18 protein-coding genes are annotated in these 22,847 nt (G+C 40.1%); 4 read left to right on the top strand and 14 right to left on the bottom strand.

All coding sequences use genetic code 11. From position 1 onward, the window contains the following. Positions 1 to 13 precede the first annotated feature (13 nt). The 6 genes from guaB to lptB form a co-directional block, all read right to left on the bottom strand. The gene (gene guaB, locus OCV82_RS09265) at positions 14 to 1,489 is read right to left on the bottom strand and encodes an IMP dehydrogenase (protein WP_154044165.1); all 1,476 of its coding nucleotides are present in this window, start codon (positions 1,487 to 1,489) and stop codon (positions 14 to 16) included. 157 nt (positions 1,490 to 1,646) lie between these two features. Then, entirely contained in the window at positions 1,647 to 3,830 is a 2,184-nt protein-coding gene (gene recQ / locus OCV82_RS09260; RefSeq protein WP_154044164.1) for a DNA helicase RecQ, read from the bottom strand. Between the two features lie 133 nt (positions 3,831 to 3,963). Then, positions 3,964 to 5,214 carry an ATP-dependent Clp protease ATP-binding subunit ClpX gene (gene clpX / locus OCV82_RS09255; protein ID WP_154044163.1) on the bottom strand — a complete coding sequence of 417 codons (1,251 nt, stop codon included), beginning with the start codon at positions 5,212 to 5,214 and terminating at the stop codon, positions 3,964 to 3,966. A 51-nt stretch (positions 5,215 to 5,265) separates the two neighbouring features. Then, positions 5,266 to 5,937, bottom strand: coding sequence for an ATP-dependent Clp endopeptidase proteolytic subunit ClpP (clpP, locus tag OCV82_RS09250; RefSeq protein ID WP_154044162.1), 672 nt, complete (start codon positions 5,935 to 5,937; stop codon positions 5,266 to 5,268). A 156-nt stretch (positions 5,938 to 6,093) separates the two neighbouring features. Continuing rightward, positions 6,094 to 7,440, bottom strand: a complete 1,347-nt coding sequence (gene tig / locus OCV82_RS09245; RefSeq protein ID WP_154044161.1) for a trigger factor — start codon at positions 7,438 to 7,440, stop codon at positions 6,094 to 6,096. Between the two features lie 140 nt (positions 7,441 to 7,580). Then, complete coding sequence (lptB, locus tag OCV82_RS09240) at positions 7,581 to 8,336, bottom strand: LPS export ABC transporter ATP-binding protein (protein WP_154044198.1); 756 nt, start codon at positions 8,334 to 8,336, stop codon at positions 7,581 to 7,583. A 204-nt stretch (positions 8,337 to 8,540) separates the two neighbouring features. Between lptB and OCV82_RS09235 the strand changes: the two genes are divergently transcribed. Together OCV82_RS09235 and OCV82_RS09230 are read left to right on the top strand one after the other, a co-directional pair. Further along, positions 8,541 to 9,284, top strand: coding sequence for an MlaE family ABC transporter permease (locus OCV82_RS09235; RefSeq protein WP_154044160.1), 744 nt, complete (start codon positions 8,541 to 8,543; stop codon positions 9,282 to 9,284). After that, positions 9,281 to 10,051, top strand: a complete 771-nt coding sequence (locus tag OCV82_RS09230; protein WP_154044159.1) for an ABC transporter ATP-binding protein — start codon at positions 9,281 to 9,283, stop codon at positions 10,049 to 10,051. The genes OCV82_RS09235 and OCV82_RS09230 overlap by 4 nt, the downstream gene beginning before the upstream one ends. Before the next feature lie 67 nt (positions 10,052 to 10,118). On the opposite strand, the gene fucP is transcribed toward OCV82_RS09230, so the two are convergent. The 7 genes from fucP to OCV82_RS09195 all read right to left on the bottom strand — a co-directional run bounded on the left by fucP (position 10,119) and on the right by OCV82_RS09195 (position 17,998). Beyond that, positions 10,119 to 11,417 carry an L-fucose:H+ symporter permease gene (fucP, locus tag OCV82_RS09225; RefSeq protein WP_154044158.1) on the bottom strand — a complete coding sequence of 433 codons (1,299 nt, stop codon included), beginning with the start codon at positions 11,415 to 11,417 and terminating at the stop codon, positions 10,119 to 10,121. Positions 11,418 to 11,467: 50 nt separating this feature from the next. Continuing rightward, a complete protein-coding gene (locus OCV82_RS09220; RefSeq protein ID WP_375338127.1) occupies positions 11,468 to 11,854 on the bottom strand; it encodes an L-rhamnose mutarotase in 387 nt (128 codons plus the stop codon). Positions 11,855 to 11,866: 12 nt separating this feature from the next. After that, positions 11,867 to 13,216, bottom strand: a complete 1,350-nt coding sequence (locus OCV82_RS09215) for a rhamnulokinase (RefSeq protein ID WP_154044156.1) — start codon at positions 13,214 to 13,216, stop codon at positions 11,867 to 11,869. Beyond that, positions 13,213 to 13,851: a class II aldolase/adducin family protein gene (locus OCV82_RS09210; protein WP_154044155.1), complete on the bottom strand. Its 639-nt coding sequence runs from the start codon at positions 13,849 to 13,851 to the stop codon at positions 13,213 to 13,215. Before OCV82_RS09210 ends, OCV82_RS09215 begins: the two co-directional genes overlap by 4 nt. Next, positions 13,848 to 15,002 carry a lactaldehyde reductase gene (fucO, locus tag OCV82_RS09205; RefSeq protein WP_154044154.1) on the bottom strand — a complete coding sequence of 385 codons (1,155 nt, stop codon included), beginning with the start codon at positions 15,000 to 15,002 and terminating at the stop codon, positions 13,848 to 13,850. Before fucO ends, OCV82_RS09210 begins: the two co-directional genes overlap by 4 nt. 107 nt (positions 15,003 to 15,109) lie before the next feature. Further along, entirely contained in the window at positions 15,110 to 16,882 is a 1,773-nt protein-coding gene (gene fucI / locus OCV82_RS09200; RefSeq protein WP_154044153.1) for an L-fucose isomerase, read from the bottom strand. Between the two features lie 129 nt (positions 16,883 to 17,011). After that, a complete protein-coding gene (locus OCV82_RS09195) occupies positions 17,012 to 17,998 on the bottom strand; it encodes a GntR family transcriptional regulator (protein ID WP_154044152.1) in 987 nt (328 codons plus the stop codon). Positions 17,999 to 18,356: 358 nt separating this feature from the next. Between OCV82_RS09195 and OCV82_RS09190 the strand changes: the two genes are divergently transcribed. Further along, complete coding sequence (locus OCV82_RS09190; RefSeq protein ID WP_154044151.1) at positions 18,357 to 19,541, top strand: mechanosensitive ion channel family protein; 1,185 nt, start codon at positions 18,357 to 18,359, stop codon at positions 19,539 to 19,541. Positions 19,542 to 19,604: 63 nt separating this feature from the next. On the opposite strand, the gene OCV82_RS09185 is transcribed toward OCV82_RS09190, so the two are convergent. Then, positions 19,605 to 21,203: an aspartate:alanine exchanger family transporter gene (locus OCV82_RS09185; RefSeq protein WP_154044150.1), complete on the bottom strand. Its 1,599-nt coding sequence runs from the start codon at positions 21,201 to 21,203 to the stop codon at positions 19,605 to 19,607. A gap of 407 nt (positions 21,204 to 21,610) precedes the next feature. Between OCV82_RS09185 and OCV82_RS09180 the strand changes: the two genes are divergently transcribed. Then, entirely contained in the window at positions 21,611 to 22,834 is a 1,224-nt protein-coding gene (locus tag OCV82_RS09180; protein WP_154044197.1) for a site-specific integrase, read from the top strand. Positions 22,835 to 22,847 lie beyond the last annotated feature (13 nt).

The raw sequence follows: 22,847 nt of genomic DNA, 5'->3' as shown, positions 1-22,847 counted from the left end.
ATTCTAAATGATATTATTGAGGACGGCTGTAGTTAGGAGCTTCACTTGTAATAGCCACATCATGTGGATGACTTTCCAATACACCAGCATTTGTAATACGTGTAAACTTGGCGTTATGAAGTTCCATAATGTTGTGTGCTCCACAATATCCCATACCGGCACGCAAACCACCAGTCAACTGATAGATAACTTCGTAAAGTGTACCTTTATAAGGAACACGTGCTGCGATACCTTCCGGAACAAGTTTCTTAACATCAGTAGTAGAACTCTGGAAATAACGGTCTTTAGAACCATTTTCCATAGCTTCCAAAGACCCCATACCACGATATGACTTGAATTTACGTCCGTTGAATATGATTGTATCACCAGGAGCTTCTTCTGTACCTGCAACAAGCGAACCTATCATTACACTGTATCCACCGGCAGCCAATGCTTTAACCACATCACCAGAGTAACGCAATCCACCGTCAGCAATCAAAGGCACACCTGTACCTTCCAAAGCTTTAGCCACATCATATACAGCAGTCAACTGAGGTACACCAACACCGGCTACCACACGTGTAGTACATATTGAACCAGGACCGATACCTACTTTAACAGCATCTGCACCAGCTTCTACCAATGCTTTTGCAGCAGCACCTGTTGCCACATTACCAACTACGATATCTACATTAGGGAAACGCTTCTTTGCTTCTTTAAGCTTATCTATTACATATTTTGAATGTCCGTGTGCTGTATCAATAACAATTGCATCTGCTCCGGCATTCACCAATGCCTCCATACGTTCCAATGTATCAGCTGTAACACCTACACCTGCAGCTACACGCAAACGTCCCTGTGCATCCTTGCAAGCCATCGGTTTGTCTTTTGCTTTAGTTATATCCTTATAAGTTATAAGGCCTATCAACTTACCATTCTCATCAACTACAGGAAGCTTTTCAATCTTATTTTCCTGAAGGATCTGAGCTGCTGTCTCCATATCTGTTGACTGTTTTGTTGTGATGATATTTTCAGAAGTCATCACTTCCTGTATCTTCTTTTCCATGTCCTTTTCGAAACGAAGGTCACGGTTAGTAACGATACCTACAAGATAATTCTCGTTGTCCACAACAGGAATACCACCGATTTTGTATTCAGCCATGATATTCAAGGCGTCGATCACCTTTGCATCCCTATTTATAGTAACAGGATTTGAAATCATACCGTTTTCAGCACGTTTCACTGTTGCAACCTGACGAGCCTGTTCGGCAATAGACATATTTTTGTGGATTACACCGATACCTCCTTCTCTGGCAATAGCAATAGCCATCTGAGATTCTGTAACTGTATCCATAGCGGCAGTTACGAAAGGAATTTTCAACTCGATGTTTCTTGAGAACTTAGTCGTAAGTTCGACTGTTTTAGGTAATACTTCAGAATAGGCAGGGATCAACAAAACGTCATCGTAAGTCAATCCATCCATAACAACTTTATCTGCAATAAATGACATAGGGCTTTATGCTTTTGATTATTATTGCGTGCAAATATACGATTTTTATACGAATTATATAAGAGCAGACAATTATATTAACATATTTTTATGACAAAAAAAATGCTTCGCCAAGGCTACAAACCGGCGAAGCTAGTTGTTTACATCAAAATATCAATTAATTTGCCATTTCTGAAATAAACTTAATTCTGACTAGTCTGATTTCTTCCTCTGTATAGTCATCACCAAGTTCATCCATGGCATCTTCTATTTTATCTGTTTCCGATTCCTTAAAATAATCATAGATATCCAACATATGGTCTTCGTCCATAATTTCATCAAGGAAATAATCAATATTAAGCTTAGTACCGGAATATACTATAGCCTCAACTTCATCAAGCAATTCCTGGAAATCTATACCCTTTGCAACAGCAATATCGTCCAAAGCTACTTTTCTGTCTATACTCTGAATGATAGAGACCTTCAGTTTAGATTTGTTGGCTACAGTACGCACCCTTAAATCTTCAGGTCTGTCTATTTCGTTCTCCTCGCAATGAGTCTTTATCAGATCACAGAATTCCTGACCATAACGTTTTGCCTTACCGGCTCCGACGCCCGGAATATTCTGCAACTCTTCAAGGGTAATCGGATATATAGTAGCCATTGCCTCCAGAGAAGGATCCTGGAATATTACGTAAGGAGGAACATCAAGTTTCTTCGACATTTTCTTACGCAAATCCTTAAGCATAGAATACAATACAGGATCCACAGCACACGAAGCTCCACCTCTCATCGGGGTTTCTTCAACTTCATCTTCATCAAAGTCTGTATCTTCAACTATCTTGAATGATTTCGGGTTCTTCAAGAACTTATGTCCGCTTGGAGTAACTTTAAGCAATCCATAATTCTCTACATCTTTTGCCAGATATCCGGCAATAAGTGCCTGACGTATTACAGAATTCCAGAGGCGCTCCTCTTCACCCATTCCTGAACCGAACACTTCCAGTTCATCATGTTTATGAGCCAACACTTCTGATGTTTCTTTACCCAATAACACATCAATAATATAATCTTGTTTGAAATTTTCTTTAACAGCAACGATTGTTTCAATCACTGCACACAATAATTCCTGAGCCTCCACTTGTTTCTTAGGATTTAAACAGTTATCACAATTACCACAATTATCTTCCGTATATTCCTCACCGAAATAGTGCATCAGAATCTTCCTTCTACATACTGAAGATTCCGCATATGCAGCAGTCTCCAAAAGAAGCTGTTTGCCTATTTCCTGTTCAGACACAGGTTTACCCTGCATGAACTTTTCCAGTTTCTGTAAATCCTTGTTCGAGTAGAATGCTATACATTGTCCTTCACCACCATCTCGTCCCGCACGTCCTGTTTCCTGATAATATCCTTCAAGACTTTTAGGAATATCATAATGCAAAACATATCTTACATCCGGTTTATCAATACCCATTCCAAATGCGATAGTAGCAACTATGACATCTATATTTTCCTTCAGGAAATCATCCTGATTTATATTTCTTGTAGCTGCATCCATTCCGGCATGATATGGTCTCGCCTTAATGCCATTTGCTACAAGTATTTCAGCCAACTCTTCAACTTTTTTTCTACTCAAGCAGTATATGATACCTGATTTCTCAGGATTCTGCTTTATAAATTTTATTATATCCTTATCAATATTATTTGTCTTCGGACGAACCTCATAATACAAATTAGGACGATTAAATGAAGACTTGAACTCGGCAGCATCAGTCATTCCCAAGTTCTTCTGGATATCCATTTTTACCTTAGGTGTGGCAGTAGCCGTCAAAGCTATAACAGGAGCCTTTCCTATCTCATTTATGATAGGTCGTATCCTTCTGTACTCAGGTCTGAAGTCATGTCCCCATTCAGATATACAATGCGCCTCATCAATTGCATAAAATGAGATTTTCACATGTTTCAGAAAATCCACATTCTCTTCTTTGGTAAGAGATTCCGGCGCAACATACAGCAATTTTGTTTTACCTGACGAGATATCAGCCTTAACCTGATCTATAGCCGACTTTGACAGTGACGAGTTGATGAAATGCGCAACTCCATCTTCTTCACTAAAGTTACGCATAGCATCCACCTGATTCTTCATAAGCGCAATAAGCGGCGAAATTACAATAGCCGTACCTTCCATAAGCAAGGAAGGTAATTGGTAGCACAACGACTTTCCACCTCCAGTAGGCATTAATACAAAAGTATCATGACCGTCAAGAAGACTTCTTATGATAGCCTCCTGATTTCCTTTGAAAGTATCAAAACCGAAATACCTCTTCAATTGTTCCGCTAAATTGATTTTTTCCGCCATTGCTTCCTATGAATTAAATGATTCAACGATATTCTGAAAAGTTCTTATGTAACAAAGTTATAAACAACTTTCAATATTACGCAAATAAAACGTGAAAAAAATCATCTGAAGATGTATTTTTTTCATTTATAATTTAAACAGACTGCAAGCGGGACAGATTAGTCTTTCCCATTTGTTCTTTTGCATAATCAAGCGTCACCACAAAGTCGCTTACATTGCTAGAAGGCACATTATACATGACATCTATCATTATAGTTTCAACGATAGACCTCAGTCCTCTAGCGCCTAATTTATATTCTACCGCCTTATCCACAATATAGTCAAGAACTTCAGGTTCGAAAACAAGTTTCACTCCATCCATTTCAAGAAGTTTGATATATTGTTTGATAATAGAATTCTTAGGCTTTGTCAGAATATTACGCAAAGCTGTTCTGTCAAGCGGATTCAGATAAGTCAGTATAGGAAGTCGTCCGATTATTTCCGGAATCAATCCAAATGATCTCAAGTCCTGAGGAGCAATATACTGCATCATATTATTCCTGTCAATCTTCACAGACTCTTTTACCGAATTATATCCTACTACATTCGTATTAAGTCTTTGCGCTATTTTACGTTCTATACCTTCGAATGCGCCACCGCATATAAACAGTATATTCTTTGTGTTTACCGGAATCATTTTCTGCTCAGGATGTTTTCTTCCACCTTGAGGAGGAACATTCACTATAGAACCTTCCAACAATTTAAGTAATCCCTGCTGTACTCCTTCTCCACTGACGTCTCTTGTTATTGAAGGATTATCTCCTTTACGGGCTATCTTATCTATTTCATCAATAAAGACGATGCCTCGTTCAGCTTCTTCCACATTGTAATCCGCTACCTGAAGAAGTCTTGTAAGAAGACTTTCAATATCCTCACCTACATAACCGGCTTCTGTCAATACAGTAGCATCAACAATCGTAAACGGAACTTTCAACAGTTTAGCTATAGTTCGTGCCAACAGAGTTTTACCCGTACCGGTACTTCCGACCATAATTATGTTGGATTTTTCTATCTCCACATCATTATTGTCCGATACCTGGAGCAAACGTTTATAATGATTATAAACAGCCACTGATAAATATCTTTTTGCATCATCCTGACCAATAACATACTGATCAAGGAATTCCTTTATTTCTGCAGGTTTTGGCAATTCATCCAATTTCAGATTGCCGTTTTTCCCTGCATGGGAATGCATATTGGCTTCCTTGACAATTTCGTGAGCCTGTTCCACACACGAATCACAAATACAGCCATTCACGCCGGTAATCAGAAAACCTACTTCATTTTCCGAACGTCCGCAAAAGCTGCATTTGTTCCTATTTCTAGTTGTTTTTGAATTTTCCAATGACTATAAATTTTAGTTCTTTAGTTCTTTTTGAGTTTGCAAGTTTTTAAATTACAAAGAAGGCTTGCGAGACATAACTTCATCAATTATACCATATTCCTTCGCTTCCTGTGCAGTCATCCAGTAGTCTCTGTCCGAATCCGCCCAAACCTTGTCAAAATCAGTATGCGAATGTTCAGCCACGATAGTATATAACTCTTTCTTGAGCTTCAATATTTCGCGCGCTGTAATTTCTATATCCGAAGCCTGACCTTGTGCGCCACCCAGAGGCTGGTGTATCATCACTCGTGAGTGTGTCAATGCAGAACGTTTGCCTTCCTGACCAGCCACAAGCAACACAGCAGCCATTGAAGCAGCAAGACCTGTACAGAAAGTAGCCACATCACTGCTGATAAACTGCATCGTATCATATATTCCCAAACCGGCATATACAGATCCGCCCGGTGAGTTTATATATATGGAAATATCTCTTCCTGAGTCTATAGAGTCAAGATACAGCAACTGAGCCTGCAATGTATTGGCTGTGTAATCATTGATTTCTGTTCCCAAGAAGATGATACGGTCCATCATTAAACGAGAGAACACGTCAAGCTGAGTAACGTTCAGCTGTCTTTCTTCAAGGATATAAGGATTAAGATAACCAGCCTGTGACTTTATAACATCATCAAGCACCATGCTGCTCATTCCCAAATGCTTGGTTGCATATTTTCTGAAATCATCCATAAGTTATATTTTTTATCTTTTAAAAATACAGAAAGAGACTTTTAGCCATTTCTTTTCCGAGTACAGGACTAGAGCTTGCACCAACCAGAAAAGCCTCGGTTAAAAGCCTCTTCCATTATAATAAGCCTCAGCAATTAACTTCAGCCTGGAATTATATTACTGAAACATTTTGTTGAAATCTTCTACAGATACAGCTTTGTGGTTCAATGTTACCTGACCCTTAACAGCTGCAGCAAGCTTAGATTCAATAGCTCTGTTTACAAGAGCTTCAACGCTTTCGCGTTTCTTAAGCATTTCTTTAGAGTAGTTTTCAAGCAATTCTTCAGGAACGTTGATCATACCGTACTGAGCGAACTGAGCACGAGTAGCTTCCTTAGCCATATCCTGAATGTCAGACTGTTCAATCTTGATGCCGTTAGCTTCAACAAGTTTTTCCTTGATCAAGTGCCAAGTAAGTTCTTCAAGGCTCTTTTCGTAGTTTTCGTTTACGTATTCTTCACCTTTTTCCTTGTTGTTGTCAAGCATGATACGTTTCATCAAATCGTCAGCAAATTCCAATTTACCAACCTTACCCATAGTGTAAGCACGCAAGTCGATAAGGAACTTATAGTCGCTGTCAGCTACAAACTGAGTAGAGATGCTTTCCTTAACCTGAGCACGGAATTCTTCTTCGTTTGAAGCCTTGCCTTCGCCAAGAACCTGGTCGAACAATTCCTGATTCAATTCACCCGGAATCATACGAGTGATTTCTTCAATCTGGAAGCTGAAGTTACCTTTGTAGTTAGCAACTTCTTCTTTCTTAACTTTCAGAAGAGAAGCAAGTTCTGCTTCGTTGTTATCGAAAGCTACAGAAGGATTGAACACCAATACAGTGTTTACCTTAGCACCGTTGAAGATAGCTTTCTGGTCGTCGTTCTTCATGTATGTAGGCATCATAACTGCACCTTCTACCTGAACACCGCCTTCTTTTGTATTTCCGTTTTCATCAAGCTCAGCCAAAAGACCTTTCAGCATATCCTTTTCCTGATAGTCTTCAACCTTGTCATATTTAGCTGTACGCTGTCTGTACATATTAACCTGCTGTTCTACCATTTCGTCTGTTACATCAATATCATAGTAGTCAACAGTATCATTGTTTGACAATTCTATAGAGAATTCAGGAGCCAAAGCGATATCGAAAGAGAATTCGAAGTTTTCGTCTGTTTCGAAGTTAGCGTTGTTTTCCTTTGGAAGTGGAGTACCCAACATGTTCACTTTGTTTTCGCGGATATATTCACCAACTTTTTCCTGCAACAGTTTGTCAACTTCTTCAAGAAGTACAGAAACACCATACTGTTTCTTGATAAGACCCATCGGAACCATACCTTTACGGAATCCAGGCATATTTACTCTCTGACGAAGTGTCTTCAACGCTTTTTCAACTTTTTCCTGATAATCAGCTTTTTCGATTTGCGCAGTAAGTACAGCACTTACGTTGCTTACATTCTGTAATGAAATATTCATTTCTTAATTGTTTTATATTAATTATTATTCTTATTTTCAAAAGTATAAACTTTTTGGGGTGTGCAAAAATAGTGTTTAATCTTGCAACTACCAAAAAGTCAGGACAAAAAAAATTTCAAACAGGTCTTCACACGATTTCATCAATCACGTTCAGGCTGTATCTGGAAGTCTTTTTTTCTCAACACAAAACTATTGCTCAAATACTTCTCACGCACAATTTTGTTTTCTGCCAACTCCTCTGGAGTTCCCTGAAAAAGAATTCTACCTTCAAACAGCAGATATGCCCTGTCCGTAATGCTCAATGTTTCCTGCACATTGTGGTCGGTAATCAGAATTCCTATATTCTTGTCTTTAAGCTTCCAGACAATATGCTGAATATCTTCAACCGCAATAGGGTCAACTCCCGCAAAAGGCTCGTCAAGCATAATGAATTTAGGGTCAATAGCCAGACATCTTGCTATTTCCGTTCTTCTACGCTCACCACCCGAAAGCTGGTCACCCAAGTTTTTTCTCACTTTCTGCAATCTGAACTCAGCTATAAGACTTTCCAGTTTTTCTTTTTGATATTCCGGACTTTTGTTTGTAAGCTCAAGAACAGAAGCAATATTGTCTTCAACGCTCATTTTTCTGAACACAGAAGCCTCTTGTGCCAAATAGCCAATACCCTTTTGTGCACGTTTGTAAACCGGATATGATGTAATATCTTCATCATTCAAGAATATATGTCCCTCATTTGGAACTATAAGTCCGGTTGTCATATAGAATGAAGTGGTTTTTCCGGCACCGTTAGGTCCTAAAAGTCCTACGATTTCTCCCTGTTTGACATTGATGGAAACATCGTTAACAACGGTTCGTTTACCATATTTCTTGACAAGATTCTCCGTACGAAGCACCATACATTCATTATAATCCGCCTGCGAACCGGCATCAACGGACTTACCTTCGTATTCTTTATCTTTCAATTCTTCCATATAGCTTATTTTGGGCACAAAAGTAGTAAAATTCTTGGGTTATATGGTCATTTACATTAAAATCATCCTATCTTTTATTATTTAATAGCTAAAAAACAGTACTTTTGCAACAAATTATTTTTTGACATCATGATAAAACCAATCAGTATTCTAGGCAAATACGTTATTCTCATGGGCAGAGTTTTTTCACGCCCTGAAAGAGTAAGAATGTATTTCAAACAATATGTAAACGAATTGTACCAACTTGGAATCAACTCCATCGGTATAGTACTCCTGATTTCATTCTTCATCGGAGCGGTTATATGTATCCAGATAAAACTGAACATAGAAAGTCCGTGGATGCCGCGATTTGTAGTAGGATATACCACCCGAGAAATCCTGTTGCTTGAATTTTCTTCAGCCATAATGTGTCTTATCCTTGCAGGTAAGGTAGGTTCCAACATTGCATCCGAATTAGGTACAATGCGTGTCACCCAACAAATAGACGCACTTGAGATTATGGGTATAAACTCGGCATCATACCTTATCCTACCTAAGATACTGGGACTAATGACAATGATTCCGTTTCTTGTCATCTTCAGTATATTCGCAGGAATTATAGGAGCATTCTGTACAGCATGGTTTGCGGGTATAATGAACGCCACCGACCTTGAATACGGTCTTCAATACTGCTTCATAGAGTGGTATATCTGGTGCAGCTTTATCAAGTCACTGTTCTTTGCATTCATTATAGCCAGCGTTTCGGCATATTTCGGATACACAGTTGACGGCGGTTCCATTTCCGTAGGTAAGGCAAGTACAAACGCCGTTGTTTCAAGCAGCGTACTCATTCTATTCTCAGATTTAATTCTTACACAACTATTAATGGGATGATACAGTTAAAATCTATATGTAAGTCATTCGAAGGAAGAACAGTCCTTGATGACATCAATTTCACTTTCGAAAACGGAAAGACCAACCTCATCATAGGTCAGAGCGGTTCCGGTAAAACCGTTCTAATGAAATGTATTGTGGGACTTCTGACACCAGAAAAAGGTGAAGTGCTTTATGACAACAGAAATCTCCTCGGTATGGGAAAGGTCGAAAAGAAAACTCTACGTAAGGAAATGGGCATGATATTCCAAAGCGCAGCATTATTCGATTCACTGTCCGTACTTGAGAATGTCATGTTCCCTCTTGATATGTTTTCGAACGACACATATCGCGACAGGGTAAAACGCGCACAATTCTGTCTGGACAGGGTAAACCTTCTGGATGCACAAAACAAATATCCAGGCGAGATAAGTGGAGGTATGCAAAAACGAGTAGCAATAGCCAGAGCAATAGCATTGAACCCGCAATATCTGTTTTGCGACGAACCAAACTCAGGACTTGACCCTAAGACATCTCTGGTGATTGACGAACTTATACACGACATCACCACAGAATTCAACATGACAACCATAATCAACACTCACGACATGAACTCTGTGATGGGTATAGGCGACAGCATCCTGTACATATATCAGGGACACAAAGAATGGTCAGGTACAAAAGACGAAGTGTTTACGGCAACAAATGAAAGGCTGAACAATTTCATTTTTGCATCCGACCTTTTAAGAAAAGTAAAGACTGAAGAAAATAAAAACAAGAACTTATAAAAACAAAATTTCCCTGCCGATATCTCATGAAAATATTGACAGGGAAATTTTATTTTTTATAAAAGATTTATGCTTCTTTTCTCATTTTATATCCGTAAGCCACTATTACAACAAAACAAATCAACGGAAGTATAAACGAAACATTCACGGCTGGCATTCCAAACAAAGTCTTGCAGTCTATAATGGATGCCTGAAGCGGTGGCAATACAGATCCTCCAAGAATAGCCATAATCAGCCCGGCAGCACCGAATTTGGCGTCATCTCCCATACCCTTCAATGCTATACCATATATAGTAGGGAACATCAGAGACATACAAGCTGAAACTCCGACAAGACAATACATTCCCAAAATATTCTCCAGACAGATAACTCCTGCAGTAAGTACAATTGCCGCTACGGACAAAACCATAAGCAACATTCCTGGCTTTACAAAACGGAGCATAAATGTACAGACGAAACGACTTACACAAAATATAATCATTGCCACTATATTATATTTCTGAGAGAGTACCTCAGCCGCTTGTTCTTCCATTCCCTGTGCCATAAACAGACGTGTACCGTACTGGATAATGAATGTCCAGCACATTATCTGAGCACCTACATAAAAGAACTGTGCTATGACACCATACTTATATCTTCGTCTTGAGAAAATACGCTTCAATGTAGGAATAAAATCGATAGAATGTGACTGATCTGCATTTCTCGGCATCTTCGACATCCTTATAACTATAAGCATAGCTATTATGACCAGACCAATCACCAGATAAGGAGCAATAAGAACAGACAAATCCGAGTCTCTGACTGCTTCAAATTCTGCCTGACTCAACTGTGCCCTTTCTACTGTATCCATTGGATGCAACTTATTCTGGATAAAGTTCATCGCAACATACATTCCCATCAGAGAACCTATCGGATTGAATGCCTGAGCCAAATTAAGACGACGCGTAGCTGTTTCTTCCGGACCCATTGAAAGTATATAAGGATTACAACTTGTTTCCAGAAAAGACAATCCGCACGTCATTACAAAATATGCCAATAGAAACGGATGATAGTCACCTGTCAGTTTTGCCGGAAAAAAAGCCAATGCACCGAGAGCATATAAGCCCAGTCCCAACAGTACTCCGGCCTTATAAGTATATTTCCTTATAAACATGGCTGCCGGAAAAGCCATAGCAAAATATCCGCCATAAAAAGCCACTTGCACCAAAGCTCCGTCGGTAACACTCATTCTGAATATTTTTGAAAAAGCCTTTACCATCGGATTGGTAATATCGTTTGCAAATCCCCACAATGCAAAGCACAACGTAATCAATACAAATGGGAACAAATAGCTTACGCCGTCTTTGCTAATAATAGATTGTTTCATGAATAATTTTAAAGTTTAGGTTAATGAATTAATAGAAAGGTATAAAAAAATCAATACAGGTAAAACATCCTTTCCATAGGCTGCCACTTCTCGGATGATGTACTTCCCGGTTCAGAGCACTGGAATATAGACATATAATCTTCCCACTCCTGCTGTCTTGGCAATACTGCCAGTTTTTCCATTGCCGAATCCCAATCAAAATCCAATGGAGTTTCCACAATCATAAAAAGCCTTGTTCCCAGAATATAAATTTCCATTTCCAATATGCCAACGCTGCGTATGCCTTCAAGTATCTCAGGCCATATTTTTTCTTTGCTGTGACGCAATTTGTATTCGGCTATCAACTCCGGATTATTTCTCAAATCCATTGTTCTACAGTATCTCTTCACATTACAGCCATGATTCTTTGCCGCATATCCAGTATTTTCCATATGTATTACCTTAATATATTATTTATCTAAATTTTGTACTAAAATATTTCCTATGGCAGTAGCCTCAACCGGACCGGCATCTACATCAAGTCCTGTAGCCAAAGCCGTCAGTCGGTTAAGATATTTGTTTTGCGAACCTCCACCAATTATATGTAATTTTTCAACAGAACGGGGCAATAATTTGTTCAATCCCTCTATTCCTTTTCTGTATCTGTCTGCCAATGACAACAATACACATTTCACAAATTCTCCCTGTGTCTGCGGAACATGCTGTCCGCTTTCCTTACAGTAAGAGATTATTGCTTCTGCCATATTCAGTGGACTGGTAAAGACATTATTGTCAACATCTACCATTGATGATATATCCGCTTTCTCTGCTTCAGGAATCAGAATATCGTATTCAGTACATTTACCTTCTTCAGCCCATTCGGACATAAGTTTCTGAAGAATCCACAGTCCGGTGATATTCTGGAGGAAACATATTTTACCATCCACACCACCTTCGTTTGTAAATCCGTTAACTCTGGCTTCTTCAGAAAGAATCGGCTCGTCTGTCACTACGCCAAGCAAAGACCATGTTCCCGAACTTAAAAATGCTGTCACTTTTTCGTTTTCATCAGCAGGAACAGCATATACCGCACTCGCCGTGTCATGCGATGCCACCGCTATAACCTTTACATCATAATCCAGCCCAAGTTCTTCCTTTATCTCAGGTTTCAGCACTCCTCTTTCCTGCCCAGGCATTACGATTTCGCAGAAGATATGTTCAGGCAATCCCAATTGGCGTATAAGTTCATAATTCCACTTACGCGCCTTGATATCCATTAGCTCCGAAGTAGATGCTATGCTATATTCATTATTTGCAACACCGGTAAGGAAATAACTGAACAAATCAGGCATGAACAACAACTTATCTGCCACAGAAAGCAACGGACTGTTTTCTTCTTTCATCGCATAAAGCTGAAACAGCGTGTTTATTGCCATCACCTGTGTGCCACTGACAGAGTAGTGTTCGCTTGGATCAATAATCTTAAAAACCTTTTCAGGCATACCGTCCGTACGACTGTCACGGTAACAGACCGGATTACCTATGAGATTTCCATTCTTATCTATAAGTCCGAAATCAACACCCCATGTATCTATGCCGATACTTTTTATTCTATATCCTTTTTCAACAGCCATACGTATTCCTCTCTTCATATCTTCAAAAAGAGAAAGGAAATCCCAATATATATGGCCACCCATCCTTACCTGCCTGTTCTGAAAACGATATATCGTATCCAGACAAGTTTTACCATCGGAGACGTAGCCGGCAATCACTCGCCCGCTACCTCCTCCGAAGTCTATTGCTAGTCTTACTTCTCTCATTTTGTCTTCTTACCTAAAACGTATGTTTCCAAGTCGTCTATCTCGGCATTTGTCAGTGTCTCATACTTTCCACCTGTAAGGATTATGATTCGGCAAGCCATTTCGAAGAACATCGCTCTTTCAAAAGCCTCGTCAAAATCTTTTCCACAAACCACCTGACCGTGTTTTTTCAGAAGAACAGAGTTATGGTCTTTCAATGCTGATATCACTCCTTCTGCCAACTCTTTTGACCCCGGTCTGTAATATGGAACTACCGGAATATCAGAGCCTACATGACATGGTACTTCTGCTGTAACATTATAATCTTCAGGCAACTCTTTCATACATGCAACTGCTGTTGCGTATGGCGACTGAAAATGAAGAACCACATTTACATCAGGTCTTTCTCTTAATACTCCAAGATGAAAACCGTTTTCCATTGATGGTTTCACCCCATTAAGCACTTCGCCTGTTTCAAGTTTGCATATTGCAACCTTTTCTTTTGGCAACGACGGCACCCATGATCCTGTACCTGAAAGAAGGACTTCATCACCTATTCTCCAGGAGATGTTCCCACTACTACATATTGTCAAACCCGCATCACCTACACGGTGAGCTTCCGAAATGAATTTTTCTATTTGTTCGTTAGTTATCATAATACTTTCTTATATAAACCCAAAATAATTTCTTCTGTCACTTCACGAGGATTTCCCGGTGTACATACATCTGCATAAGCAGCCTTGGCAAGACGAGGAAGGTCTTCTGCCTTGATTCCCAACTCTGACAAATGCTGAGGTATTCCTACACGTACAGACAGTTCCTTAACAGCCTTAACAGCAGCGTCCGCAGCCTCCTCTTTTGTCATTCCTGCTGAATAGACATTCATTGCCTTAGCTATGTCAACATACTTGTCAAGCGCTGCTGGAGCATTGAATTCCATGATTGTTGGCAAAAGCAATGCATTGGCAACACCGTGAGGAATATCGAAGATTGCCCCCAATGGATGAGCCATACCATGCACTACTCCCAAACCTACGTTAGAGAAGGCCATACCGGCTATGTACTGGGCTACTGCCATACCGTTACGGGCTTCGGCGTTGTTTGGTTCATTTACTGCTGTTTCAAGATAGCGTGCTATCATCTCGATTGCCTTGATTTCAAACATGTCACTCATCTCCCAGGCACCTTTAGTGATAAGACCTTCGATGGCATGAGTCAATGCGTCCAAACCTGTTGCAGCTGTCAGACTCTTCGGAAGAGTGTACATAAGTTCGGCATCGACTATGGCAATGGCAGGGATATCATTAGGATCGACACAAACCATCTTCTTGTGGTTTTCCTCATCGGTGATAACATAATTGATAGTAACCTCTGCAGCTGTTCCGGCTGTAGTTGGAAGAGCTATGATAGGCACTGACTTCTTCTTTGTATCGGCAACTCCTTCTAGAGATACTACATCTGAGAACTCAGGATTGTTGGTTATGATACCAATAGCCTTGGCTGTATCCATTGACGAACCGCCACCTATGGCAATAATGAAATCAGCTCCTGAAGCTGAATATGCTGCAAGACCTGCCTTAACGTTTGAGACTGTCGGGTTAGGCTTGATCTCACTGAAAACTTCGTATGGAATATTGGCGTTGCGCAAAACTGACAATACTTTATCGGCAACACCAAACTTTATCAAATCCTTGTCTGTAGCTACAAAAGCCTTTTTCAAGCCAAGACGTGATATTTCTTTTGGGAGAACTTCTCTGGCTCCGGGACCGAAGTAAGATACTTCATTCAATACAAATCGGTTTATCATAATAATCTGATTTTATGAAGTTACGAACAGACAGTGCAATATTCACCGTCTGTTCATAATCCTCAAAATTAACTATAATCTTATAATCACCAACAACAAATCATCAATTACTTGTAAATAGGACCATAATTCTGGCAAGCTCTATAATCTGCACCTTCCTTATCCATTCCGAATGCATTCCATGCAGCAGGACGGAAAATCTTATCATCGTCAACATTGTGCATACATACAGGAATACGGAGAATAGAAGCCAAGGTAATCAGATCCTGACCGATATGACCATAGCTGATGGCTCCATGGTTTGCTCCCCAGTTATTCATTACAGAATATACATCCTTGAACGCAGGTTTGTCGCACAAGCGTGGCACAAACCATGTAGTAGGCCATGTGCGGTCAGTACGTTCGTCAAGAAGTTTATGTATTTCAGGATCAATTTCCACAGTCCAACCTTCGGCTATCTGAAGCACAGGACCAAGGCCTTTCACCAAGTTAAGACGGCTCATAGTGACAGGCATACCACCTTTTGAAAGGAAGTTTGAAGAGAAACCGCCGCCACGGAAATAATCTCTATTTGCAGGATACCATGTAGTAGCTTCAAGACATTTTTCAACTTCAGCATCTGTAATTTCCCAAGCCGGTTTCATTGTAGGATTTCCTTCAGCATCTGTCTGCTGGCCAGTTCCGTCAAGAGTAGTTGCACCTGAATTGATAAGGTGTATGATACCGTTCTTTGCCAAACCTGTAAGTTCTTTTCCTGTCACACGCTTAACTGCTTCAGGACTCCAGTATGTACGTACATCAGAGAAGATCTGTGCACGGTTTGTCAACAAGTGACCGAATAGCATAGCTACACCGTTGCATGCATCGTTTTCTGTTGCCACAACAAATGCCTCACGAATACCGTTCCAGTCGAATGATGTATTAAGCAATGCTTCTGAATAGTCACCGTTTGGATAGAAGTCAGTCCACTGACGCTGTCCCTGGAAACCTGCAGCTATTGCATTATGTCCTAGGGCTTCTTCCTTGAATCCCATTTCCTTCAGTTTAGGATTACCTGTCATAAGATCGCGCATGATGATAGTCATCTTGACAATAAATTCCCAATCGGCATCCTTTTCTTCACGAGTCTTTTTCTTTACATCTACATTGAAATCATTGCCTTCGTTCTTCTTGCAATATTTCTCTGTCCATGCCATAGCCTTGGCAAATTCTTCCTTATCATATATGCCTTCAGTCATACGACGGATAATTTCAGTCAAGTCAACAGACTCATTACGCATTCCAAGGTATTCCTGGAAGAAATCCGGATTTACGATAGAACCTGCAATACCCATTGACACACTACCCATAGAAAGATATGACTTGCCGCGCATTGTAGCCACAGCCTGTGCCGCACGAGCAAAACGAAGTATCTTTTCCGCTACATCAGCAGGGATTGTATTATCTTCAATATCCTGTACATCGTGACCATAGATACCGAATGCAGGCAAACCTTTCTGTGCATGACCAGCAAGTACAGCAGCCAGATAAACGGCTCCCGGTCTTTCAGTTCCGTTAAATCCCCAAACAGCCTTTGGATAATAAGGATTCATATCCATTGTTTCAGCTCCATAACACCAGCAAGAAGTCACGGTGATAGTGGCACCTACACCTTCACGTTCGAATTTTTCTGCGCAAGCTGCACTTTCAGCCACACGTCCTATAGTAGAATCAGCAATTACACATTCAACAGGACTTCCGTCTCGATTTTTCAGATTAGAAGAAATAAGTTCTGCCACTGCTTTGGCAAGATTCATAGTCTTTTCTTCAAGGCTTTCGCGGACACCACCCTGACGTCCGTCGATTGTGGGACGAATCCCGATTTTCGGATAATTTTTCATTGTTTCGATAGTTTATAAAGTTTGTATTTAATATTTTTACTTACATATTCCGGCATGTCACAACTATGCTGAACTATGCTGATTTATCTGTATTAATAAAGGAACTACTGTAAATGAATAAAACTGAAATCATACCGAATTACGTAAATGCACCTCAGTATGGAGATAAGTCCGGACTGCCTCACCCGTAAGTATGAATTTTGCAGCCTGCTTTCCCATCTCATCCCAGTTTACACTCAAAGCAGTGATTCCGTCATCTATAACTTCGTATGCGGGCGTATCATTATATGCAATAATACCAAAGTCGCGTCCGCACTTCATCCCTTTTTCCCTACTTCTCTTTATTATATTCACAACATCTGTCTGACGAATAACTATATAAGCCACGCCATTCTCCACATCTGTGATGTCCTCCTGTTCGGATATTTCAGAAACCATGTCATTATCATGACAGTACTGTCTGAAGCTGTCAGCCGAGACTCTAGGATGTTTTGAATCAGCCGGAAACTGGAATACTATCTTACGGTATTTCTTCAGCCTGTCAGTAAGTTTGGTAAGAGCATTATAGAACTCATCATCAAAATTCTGGCATATATAGGAATAATTCTCCTTCTCGAATTTTCCGAAGTCAAGAAGCAACAGACGTGAAGGGTTTATCTTATTGAACAAAGGCGAGAATTTCTCATTGTCAAAATTCATCACCACATAATAATTGTAACGACCTATAGCTTCATGCAATATAGTATTGAATATGTGTTCATTATATTGATGAAACCACAAATCCACCTTATATGACGTAGAAAGTTTTCTTACGAAACTATTATACAGCGTATTTTTAAAAGGTGAATACTCATCAAGAAGAAGAAATATTTTCTCCTGGCGATTGGTCACATAATATCCCTTACCGGGAGTAGAATCGATAAGTTTCCTCTCGCGCAAATCAGAAAACGCCTTAAAAACAGTATCGCGCGACACATTGTAAGCCTTGCTAAGATAATTTATGGAAGGCAGACTGGTATCTGTCTTGTATTTTCCCATCATGATATCCTGTTCTATGATATCAGACAGTTGCTTAACCTTTGTGGACTGTTGTCCGAAGCTTACTTTATCTTTCATATGCAAAGCATTAACTGTGCTGAACTGTTCTGATGCAAAGGAATGAATTTTATTCTTCACAACCAAAAGAATACTATATGTTTAAAAACACCATAATACATTTTTCACCAAACAAAAAGCTTATTTTTCAAGCGTGCGCACGTTCCACTTAAAGCGTGCGTCCATTCGAATCTAAACGTGCGCACATTTTCCCTTAAACGTGCGCACGTTTTTTTTAACAGATATTTACTTCCAAAATTCATAAATATGTAATGAAATTTTCAACATTGAACAGACAACACATATTTAATGAAAAGTCAAATTTGCACAACTCGGAAAAAATCATTTATATTGCATTAGTTTTTTAATATCAGACAAAATGAATAACGATATAAACAAAGAAATTGCATTGCTGCTTCAAAATATCGGAGTAGAAAAAAATGACATTAATTGGGGGACACAGCTAACAATATTTGCCGCAATAATCATTATAACTTATGCCTGCACAAAACTGTTCAGACATATTATAATACCATTGATACAAAAAATTACAGCACGCACAAAAGCTAAATGGGACGACTATCTGTTCAACACCGAAATGATGAAGGCATTCAGCCGAATGATCCCGCCTATAATTCTTTATGTGCTTCTTCCATTTGCTTTCGGCAAATCGCCTCAATTACTCAATTTCTCGCTTAAGGTATGTCTTATATATCTGGATATAGTAAGTATCCTTCTTATTGGAACATTCCTGAACTCTCTTTACAATATATCCAGCGAGCACGAGAAACTGAGAAACCGTCCTCTGAAAGGTATATACCAGATGATAAAACTAATCACCATCACCATTGGTATAATAATACTGATAAGTATCCTCATGGATCAGGACCCAACTAGCATACTTGCCGGACTTGGTGCATCGGCCGCTGTACTTATGTTGATATTCAAAGACAGTATCCTGGGACTTGTGGCTGGCGTGCAACTCTCAGCAAACGACATGCTGCGTCCGGGTGACTGGATTACAATGACCAAATATGGAGCCGACGGATACGTGATAGAAGTTTCGCTTACTACTGTCAAGGTGCAAAACTTCGACAAGACAATAACCACCATACCACCCTACGCACTGGTGAGCGATTCATTCCAGAACTGGAGGGGAATGCGCGAAACAGGAGGAAGAAGAATAAAACGTTCCGTTAACATAGATATGAACACCGTACATTTCTGTACGCCTGACGAGATTCAAAGTTTCATAGATAAAGGATTGGTGGACAAGAAGACTGACATAAATGAAAAAACCGTAAATCTTGCAATCTTCAGGAATTATATTCTGAACTATCTGAACAATCATCCTAAAGTGAACAAAGACCTGATGATAATGGTACGCCAGATGCAACCGGCATCCGAAGGTATGCCTCTGGAGATATACTGCTTCTCCGATACACCTGACTGGATTCCTTACGAAGCTCTGCAATCGGAAATTTTCGAACATGTAATGGCTATGGTTCAGGAATTCAACCTGCGTATATTCCAGCGCCCGGCCGGTACAGACTTCAAGTCATGAGGTACAGATACATTAATCCCCGACAGTTTGACGAAAACAGACTGCCGGGGATTAATGTTTTTATTATACCACTACAAGTGCAATAAACTGTATGAATAATATCAGAAACACCATCGCTATAGGGTAAACCGTTGCATATGCTACTCCAGGAATATTACTATCCGTCATAGAATCGGCTGCAGCAAGACCAGGCGTACTGGTCATACCACCGGTGATGGTTCCAAGCAGATCAAGCATACTAATCTTGAAGACCAGACGGCCTACTATCGCCGCTACCAGCATAGGAACAATAGTAATCAAAGCACCTACACCGAAAAGCAGGAATCCACTCTCCTGGAATGTAGAAACAAGATTCTTTCCTGCCGATGTACCAACCTCAGCAAGGAACAACAACAATCCCAACTGGCGCAAAAGCTGGTTTGCCGGACCGGACATAGACCAAAGAATAGGCCCCGTCTTTCCTATTGCACTAAGGAAAAGAGCCATCATCAACACCCCTCCTGTAAGTCCCGGAGAGAACGACATTCCGCTTCCGAACGAGATATTGAGTTTACCGAACAATACACCAAGAACAATACCCATAGCTATAGGGAAGAAATCTGTGTCCGACAAACGTTTCTCGTCATTACCCAACAGACGACCTACAGCCTGGACACCATCCTGCTCGCCTACCACCATCAGTTTGTCACCAAATTTCAACGCCAGTTCAGGCGAAGGTGAAAGGTCGATACCGCTTCGTCGGATACGTGTAACAGTACATCCAAAGTTTTTCTGAAGATTGAGGTCGCCCAGCTGCTTGTTTATCATATCCTTCTTTGTCAGCAACAAAGATTCTATCACCTGAGTATTTATCAATGGCAACTCACCTTCCTCACGTTCGCCAAGCATTATTCCAAGATTACTCAAAGATTCCTCGCTACCTACAGCCTGGACTATGTCACCTTTGTTTACAACAACAGATGCTGTAGGAATCACTATCTCATCGCCAATCTTCAGACGAGAAACTACGGCACCTGTAATGGCACGGATATTAAGCTGTGCCAGAGTATGCCCGCATATAGCTTCGTTTGTCACATGAAATATACATGTTTTAAGTTCAGGGAACTGTCCGCGACGTTCTTTTTCAAGGCGCTTTGCTTCCTCATCCAAATCTACACGAAGAAGCTTTGGCAAAAGTTTCACAAAAAGAATCACACCAATAACTCCAAACGGATATGCTATACCGTATGCAATTGAAGCCAATGGTGACTGAGTACTGTCAATAGCCACTGCAAGACCTGGTGTACTGGTAAGAGCTCCTGCCACAAGTCCCACAACACTTGGCGTATCTATTCCGAAAGCATATTTCAGCCCTATGGCCGTAAGACATGCCGACGCAATGATAAGCACTGTAATAAGAATTAGAGTCTTGCCCTTGGTGCGGAAAGAATCAAAGAATCCGGGACCGGCCTGAATACCGATTGTAAAGATAAACAACACTAACCCGAAGTTTCCAAGTTCCTTTGGAATTGAAACTCCCCAATGGCCGAAAGCTAGGGCAATAAAGATCACGGCTGATACATCCAGAGATAATCCCTTTATCTTGATGCGTCCAAGCATAAAGCCTAGGGCAACAATCAGGAATACAGAGAAATAAGACGATTGTAATAAGTCGTTAAACATAAAAATTAAATTGTGATTAATAAGTACGCAAATATACGAAAACTCGCTCAAATACGGATGGATTTAGGAAGAATAATGTAAACTATTGGGTTTTCAGGGAGATAGGCAATATTATTCTACATTTGTAAATGTGTGCTTTGAAGCTGTTTTTTGAATAGTTAAGCAAAAAAATTGCTACCTATCCGTTGCCCATTCCAGTTGTCTGGAGTTGTTTGAAAATCCTTTCTGCTCCGACCATAAAGAACGCAGTTTCATCATTTTAGCTTAGCGAAGGTACTTATTTTTTTGAGATATGAAAAATATAGGTTTCGGAAGTCAATGGTGATAGCTTTGTCTATGTCTGACGATATTTTACATGCCGATGATTAACTCTGTCTCCGTTAATTTTGCAAACAATGGAACAGATTATGAATCAGACAGATGTAAAGGTTTCGTTCTACCTTAAAAAGAGCGAGGTGGATGCCAAGGGAAATTGTCCCGTAATGGCACGGCTTATTGTCGGCAAGTACTCTGAAACAGCATTCAGTGTCAAGCTTCGTGTGCCACAGTCTTTGTGGTTATCTGGACGTGCCTGTGGGAAAAGCGCTGCGGCCAGAGACATAAATAACAAGCTGGATGAAATACGTGCAGCCGCTTTCAGTATCTATGCGGAACAATCCGCAATCCGTGAAGTTGTTACTGCTGAAGAAGTAAAACATCAGCTTTTGGGAATGGCTTCGGAACAGGAGACCTTGTTAAGCTATTTCAGGCTTTTCATGAAAAATTTCGAGAAACGTGTTGGGATTAACCGGACAGAAAGCAGCTTGAACGGTTATCGTAATTCTTATGATCATCTGGTTCGTTTCTTACAGTCACAATACAAGTTGTCAGACATTCCTTTTGCAGCATTAGACCGTTCTTTCATTGAAAAATTCGATTTGCATTTGCGTACGGAATGTCATTTGGCTCCAGGAACGATTGTAAATCTTACTGTAAGACTGAAGACAATTGTCGGTGAAGCGATTGCGGACGGTATCATTACAGTGTTTCCTTTTGTGGGTTATGAACCTATACATCCGCAACCGGAACAAAAATATCTTACAACAGAGGAATTGAACAGAATCATGACCACCCCTTTGCATAGTCGTACCCTTTATCATGTACGGGATTTGTTTTTGTTTTCCTGCTATACTGGTATTCCTTATAGCGATATGTGTATGCTGACAAATGAGAATCTTTCCCTTGCTGAAGATGGCACTTGGTGGATCAGGAGTTCACGCAAGAAAACAGGTGTAGATTTTGAAATACCGCTTATGGAATTGCCGCTTCATATCATTAAAAAGTACCGGGATGTGGCTCCTGAGGGAAAACTTCTTCCTATGTATTCCAACAGTTCGTTGAACCATTATTTGAAACAGATAGCCGTACTTTGTGGTATAGAACGCAAGCTGGTCTTCCACACTGCCCGTCATACCTATGCGACCGAAATCACCCTTTCTCATGGTGTACCACTTGAAACTGTCAGCAAGATGTTGGGGCATAGCAGAATTGGTACTACACAGCTTTATGCAAAGGTTACAGACAATAAGATAGATACAGACACAAAAGCATTGGATAAAAAAATTGCCGAGAGGTTTTCTGTAGTTATTTGATAATGGCAAAAAA

The sequence above is a fragment of the Bacteroides cellulolyticus genome, assembly GCF_025567135.1.
Lineage (GTDB): Bacteria > Bacteroidota > Bacteroidia > Bacteroidales > Bacteroidaceae > Phocaeicola > Phocaeicola cellulolyticus.
This window is presented reverse-complemented; position numbering and strand designations above follow the sequence as displayed.

Coding starts and splice junctions, on each gene's coding strand:
- guaB (WP_154044165.1), bottom strand. CDS start 1,489: ATGTCATTTATTGCAGATAAAGTTGTTATGGATGGATTGACTTACGAT.
- recQ (WP_154044164.1), bottom strand. CDS start 3,830: ATGGCGGAAAAAATCAATTTAGCGGAACAATTGAAGAGGTATTTCGGT.
- clpP (WP_154044162.1), bottom strand. CDS start 5,937: ATGGATGATTTCAGAAAATATGCAACCAAGCATTTGGGAATGAGCAGC.
- tig (WP_154044161.1), bottom strand. CDS start 7,440: ATGAATATTTCATTACAGAATGTAAGCAACGTAAGTGCTGTACTTACT.
- lptB (WP_154044198.1), bottom strand. CDS start 8,336: ATGGTGCTTCGTACGGAGAATCTTGTCAAGAAATATGGTAAACGAACC.
- OCV82_RS09235 (WP_154044160.1), top strand. CDS start 8,541: ATGATAAAACCAATCAGTATTCTAGGCAAATACGTTATTCTCATGGGC.
- OCV82_RS09230 (WP_154044159.1), top strand. CDS start 9,281: ATGATACAGTTAAAATCTATATGTAAGTCATTCGAAGGAAGAACAGTC.
- fucP (WP_154044158.1), bottom strand. CDS start 11,417: ATGAAACAATCTATTATTAGCAAAGACGGCGTAAGCTATTTGTTCCCA.
- OCV82_RS09215 (WP_154044156.1), bottom strand. CDS start 13,216: ATGAGAGAAGTAAGACTAGCAATAGACTTCGGAGGAGGTAGCGGGCGA.
- OCV82_RS09210 (WP_154044155.1), bottom strand. CDS start 13,851: ATGATAACTAACGAACAAATAGAAAAATTCATTTCGGAAGCTCACCGT.
- fucO (WP_154044154.1), bottom strand. CDS start 15,002: ATGATAAACCGATTTGTATTGAATGAAGTATCTTACTTCGGTCCCGGA.
- fucI (WP_154044153.1), bottom strand. CDS start 16,882: ATGAAAAATTATCCGAAAATCGGGATTCGTCCCACAATCGACGGACGT.
- OCV82_RS09195 (WP_154044152.1), bottom strand. CDS start 17,998: ATGAAAGATAAAGTAAGCTTCGGACAACAGTCCACAAAGGTTAAGCAA.
- OCV82_RS09190 (WP_154044151.1), top strand. CDS start 18,357: ATGAATAACGATATAAACAAAGAAATTGCATTGCTGCTTCAAAATATC.
- OCV82_RS09185 (WP_154044150.1), bottom strand. CDS start 21,203: ATGTTTAACGACTTATTACAATCGTCTTATTTCTCTGTATTCCTGATT.
- OCV82_RS09180 (WP_154044197.1), top strand. CDS start 21,611: ATGAATCAGACAGATGTAAAGGTTTCGTTCTACCTTAAAAAGAGCGAG.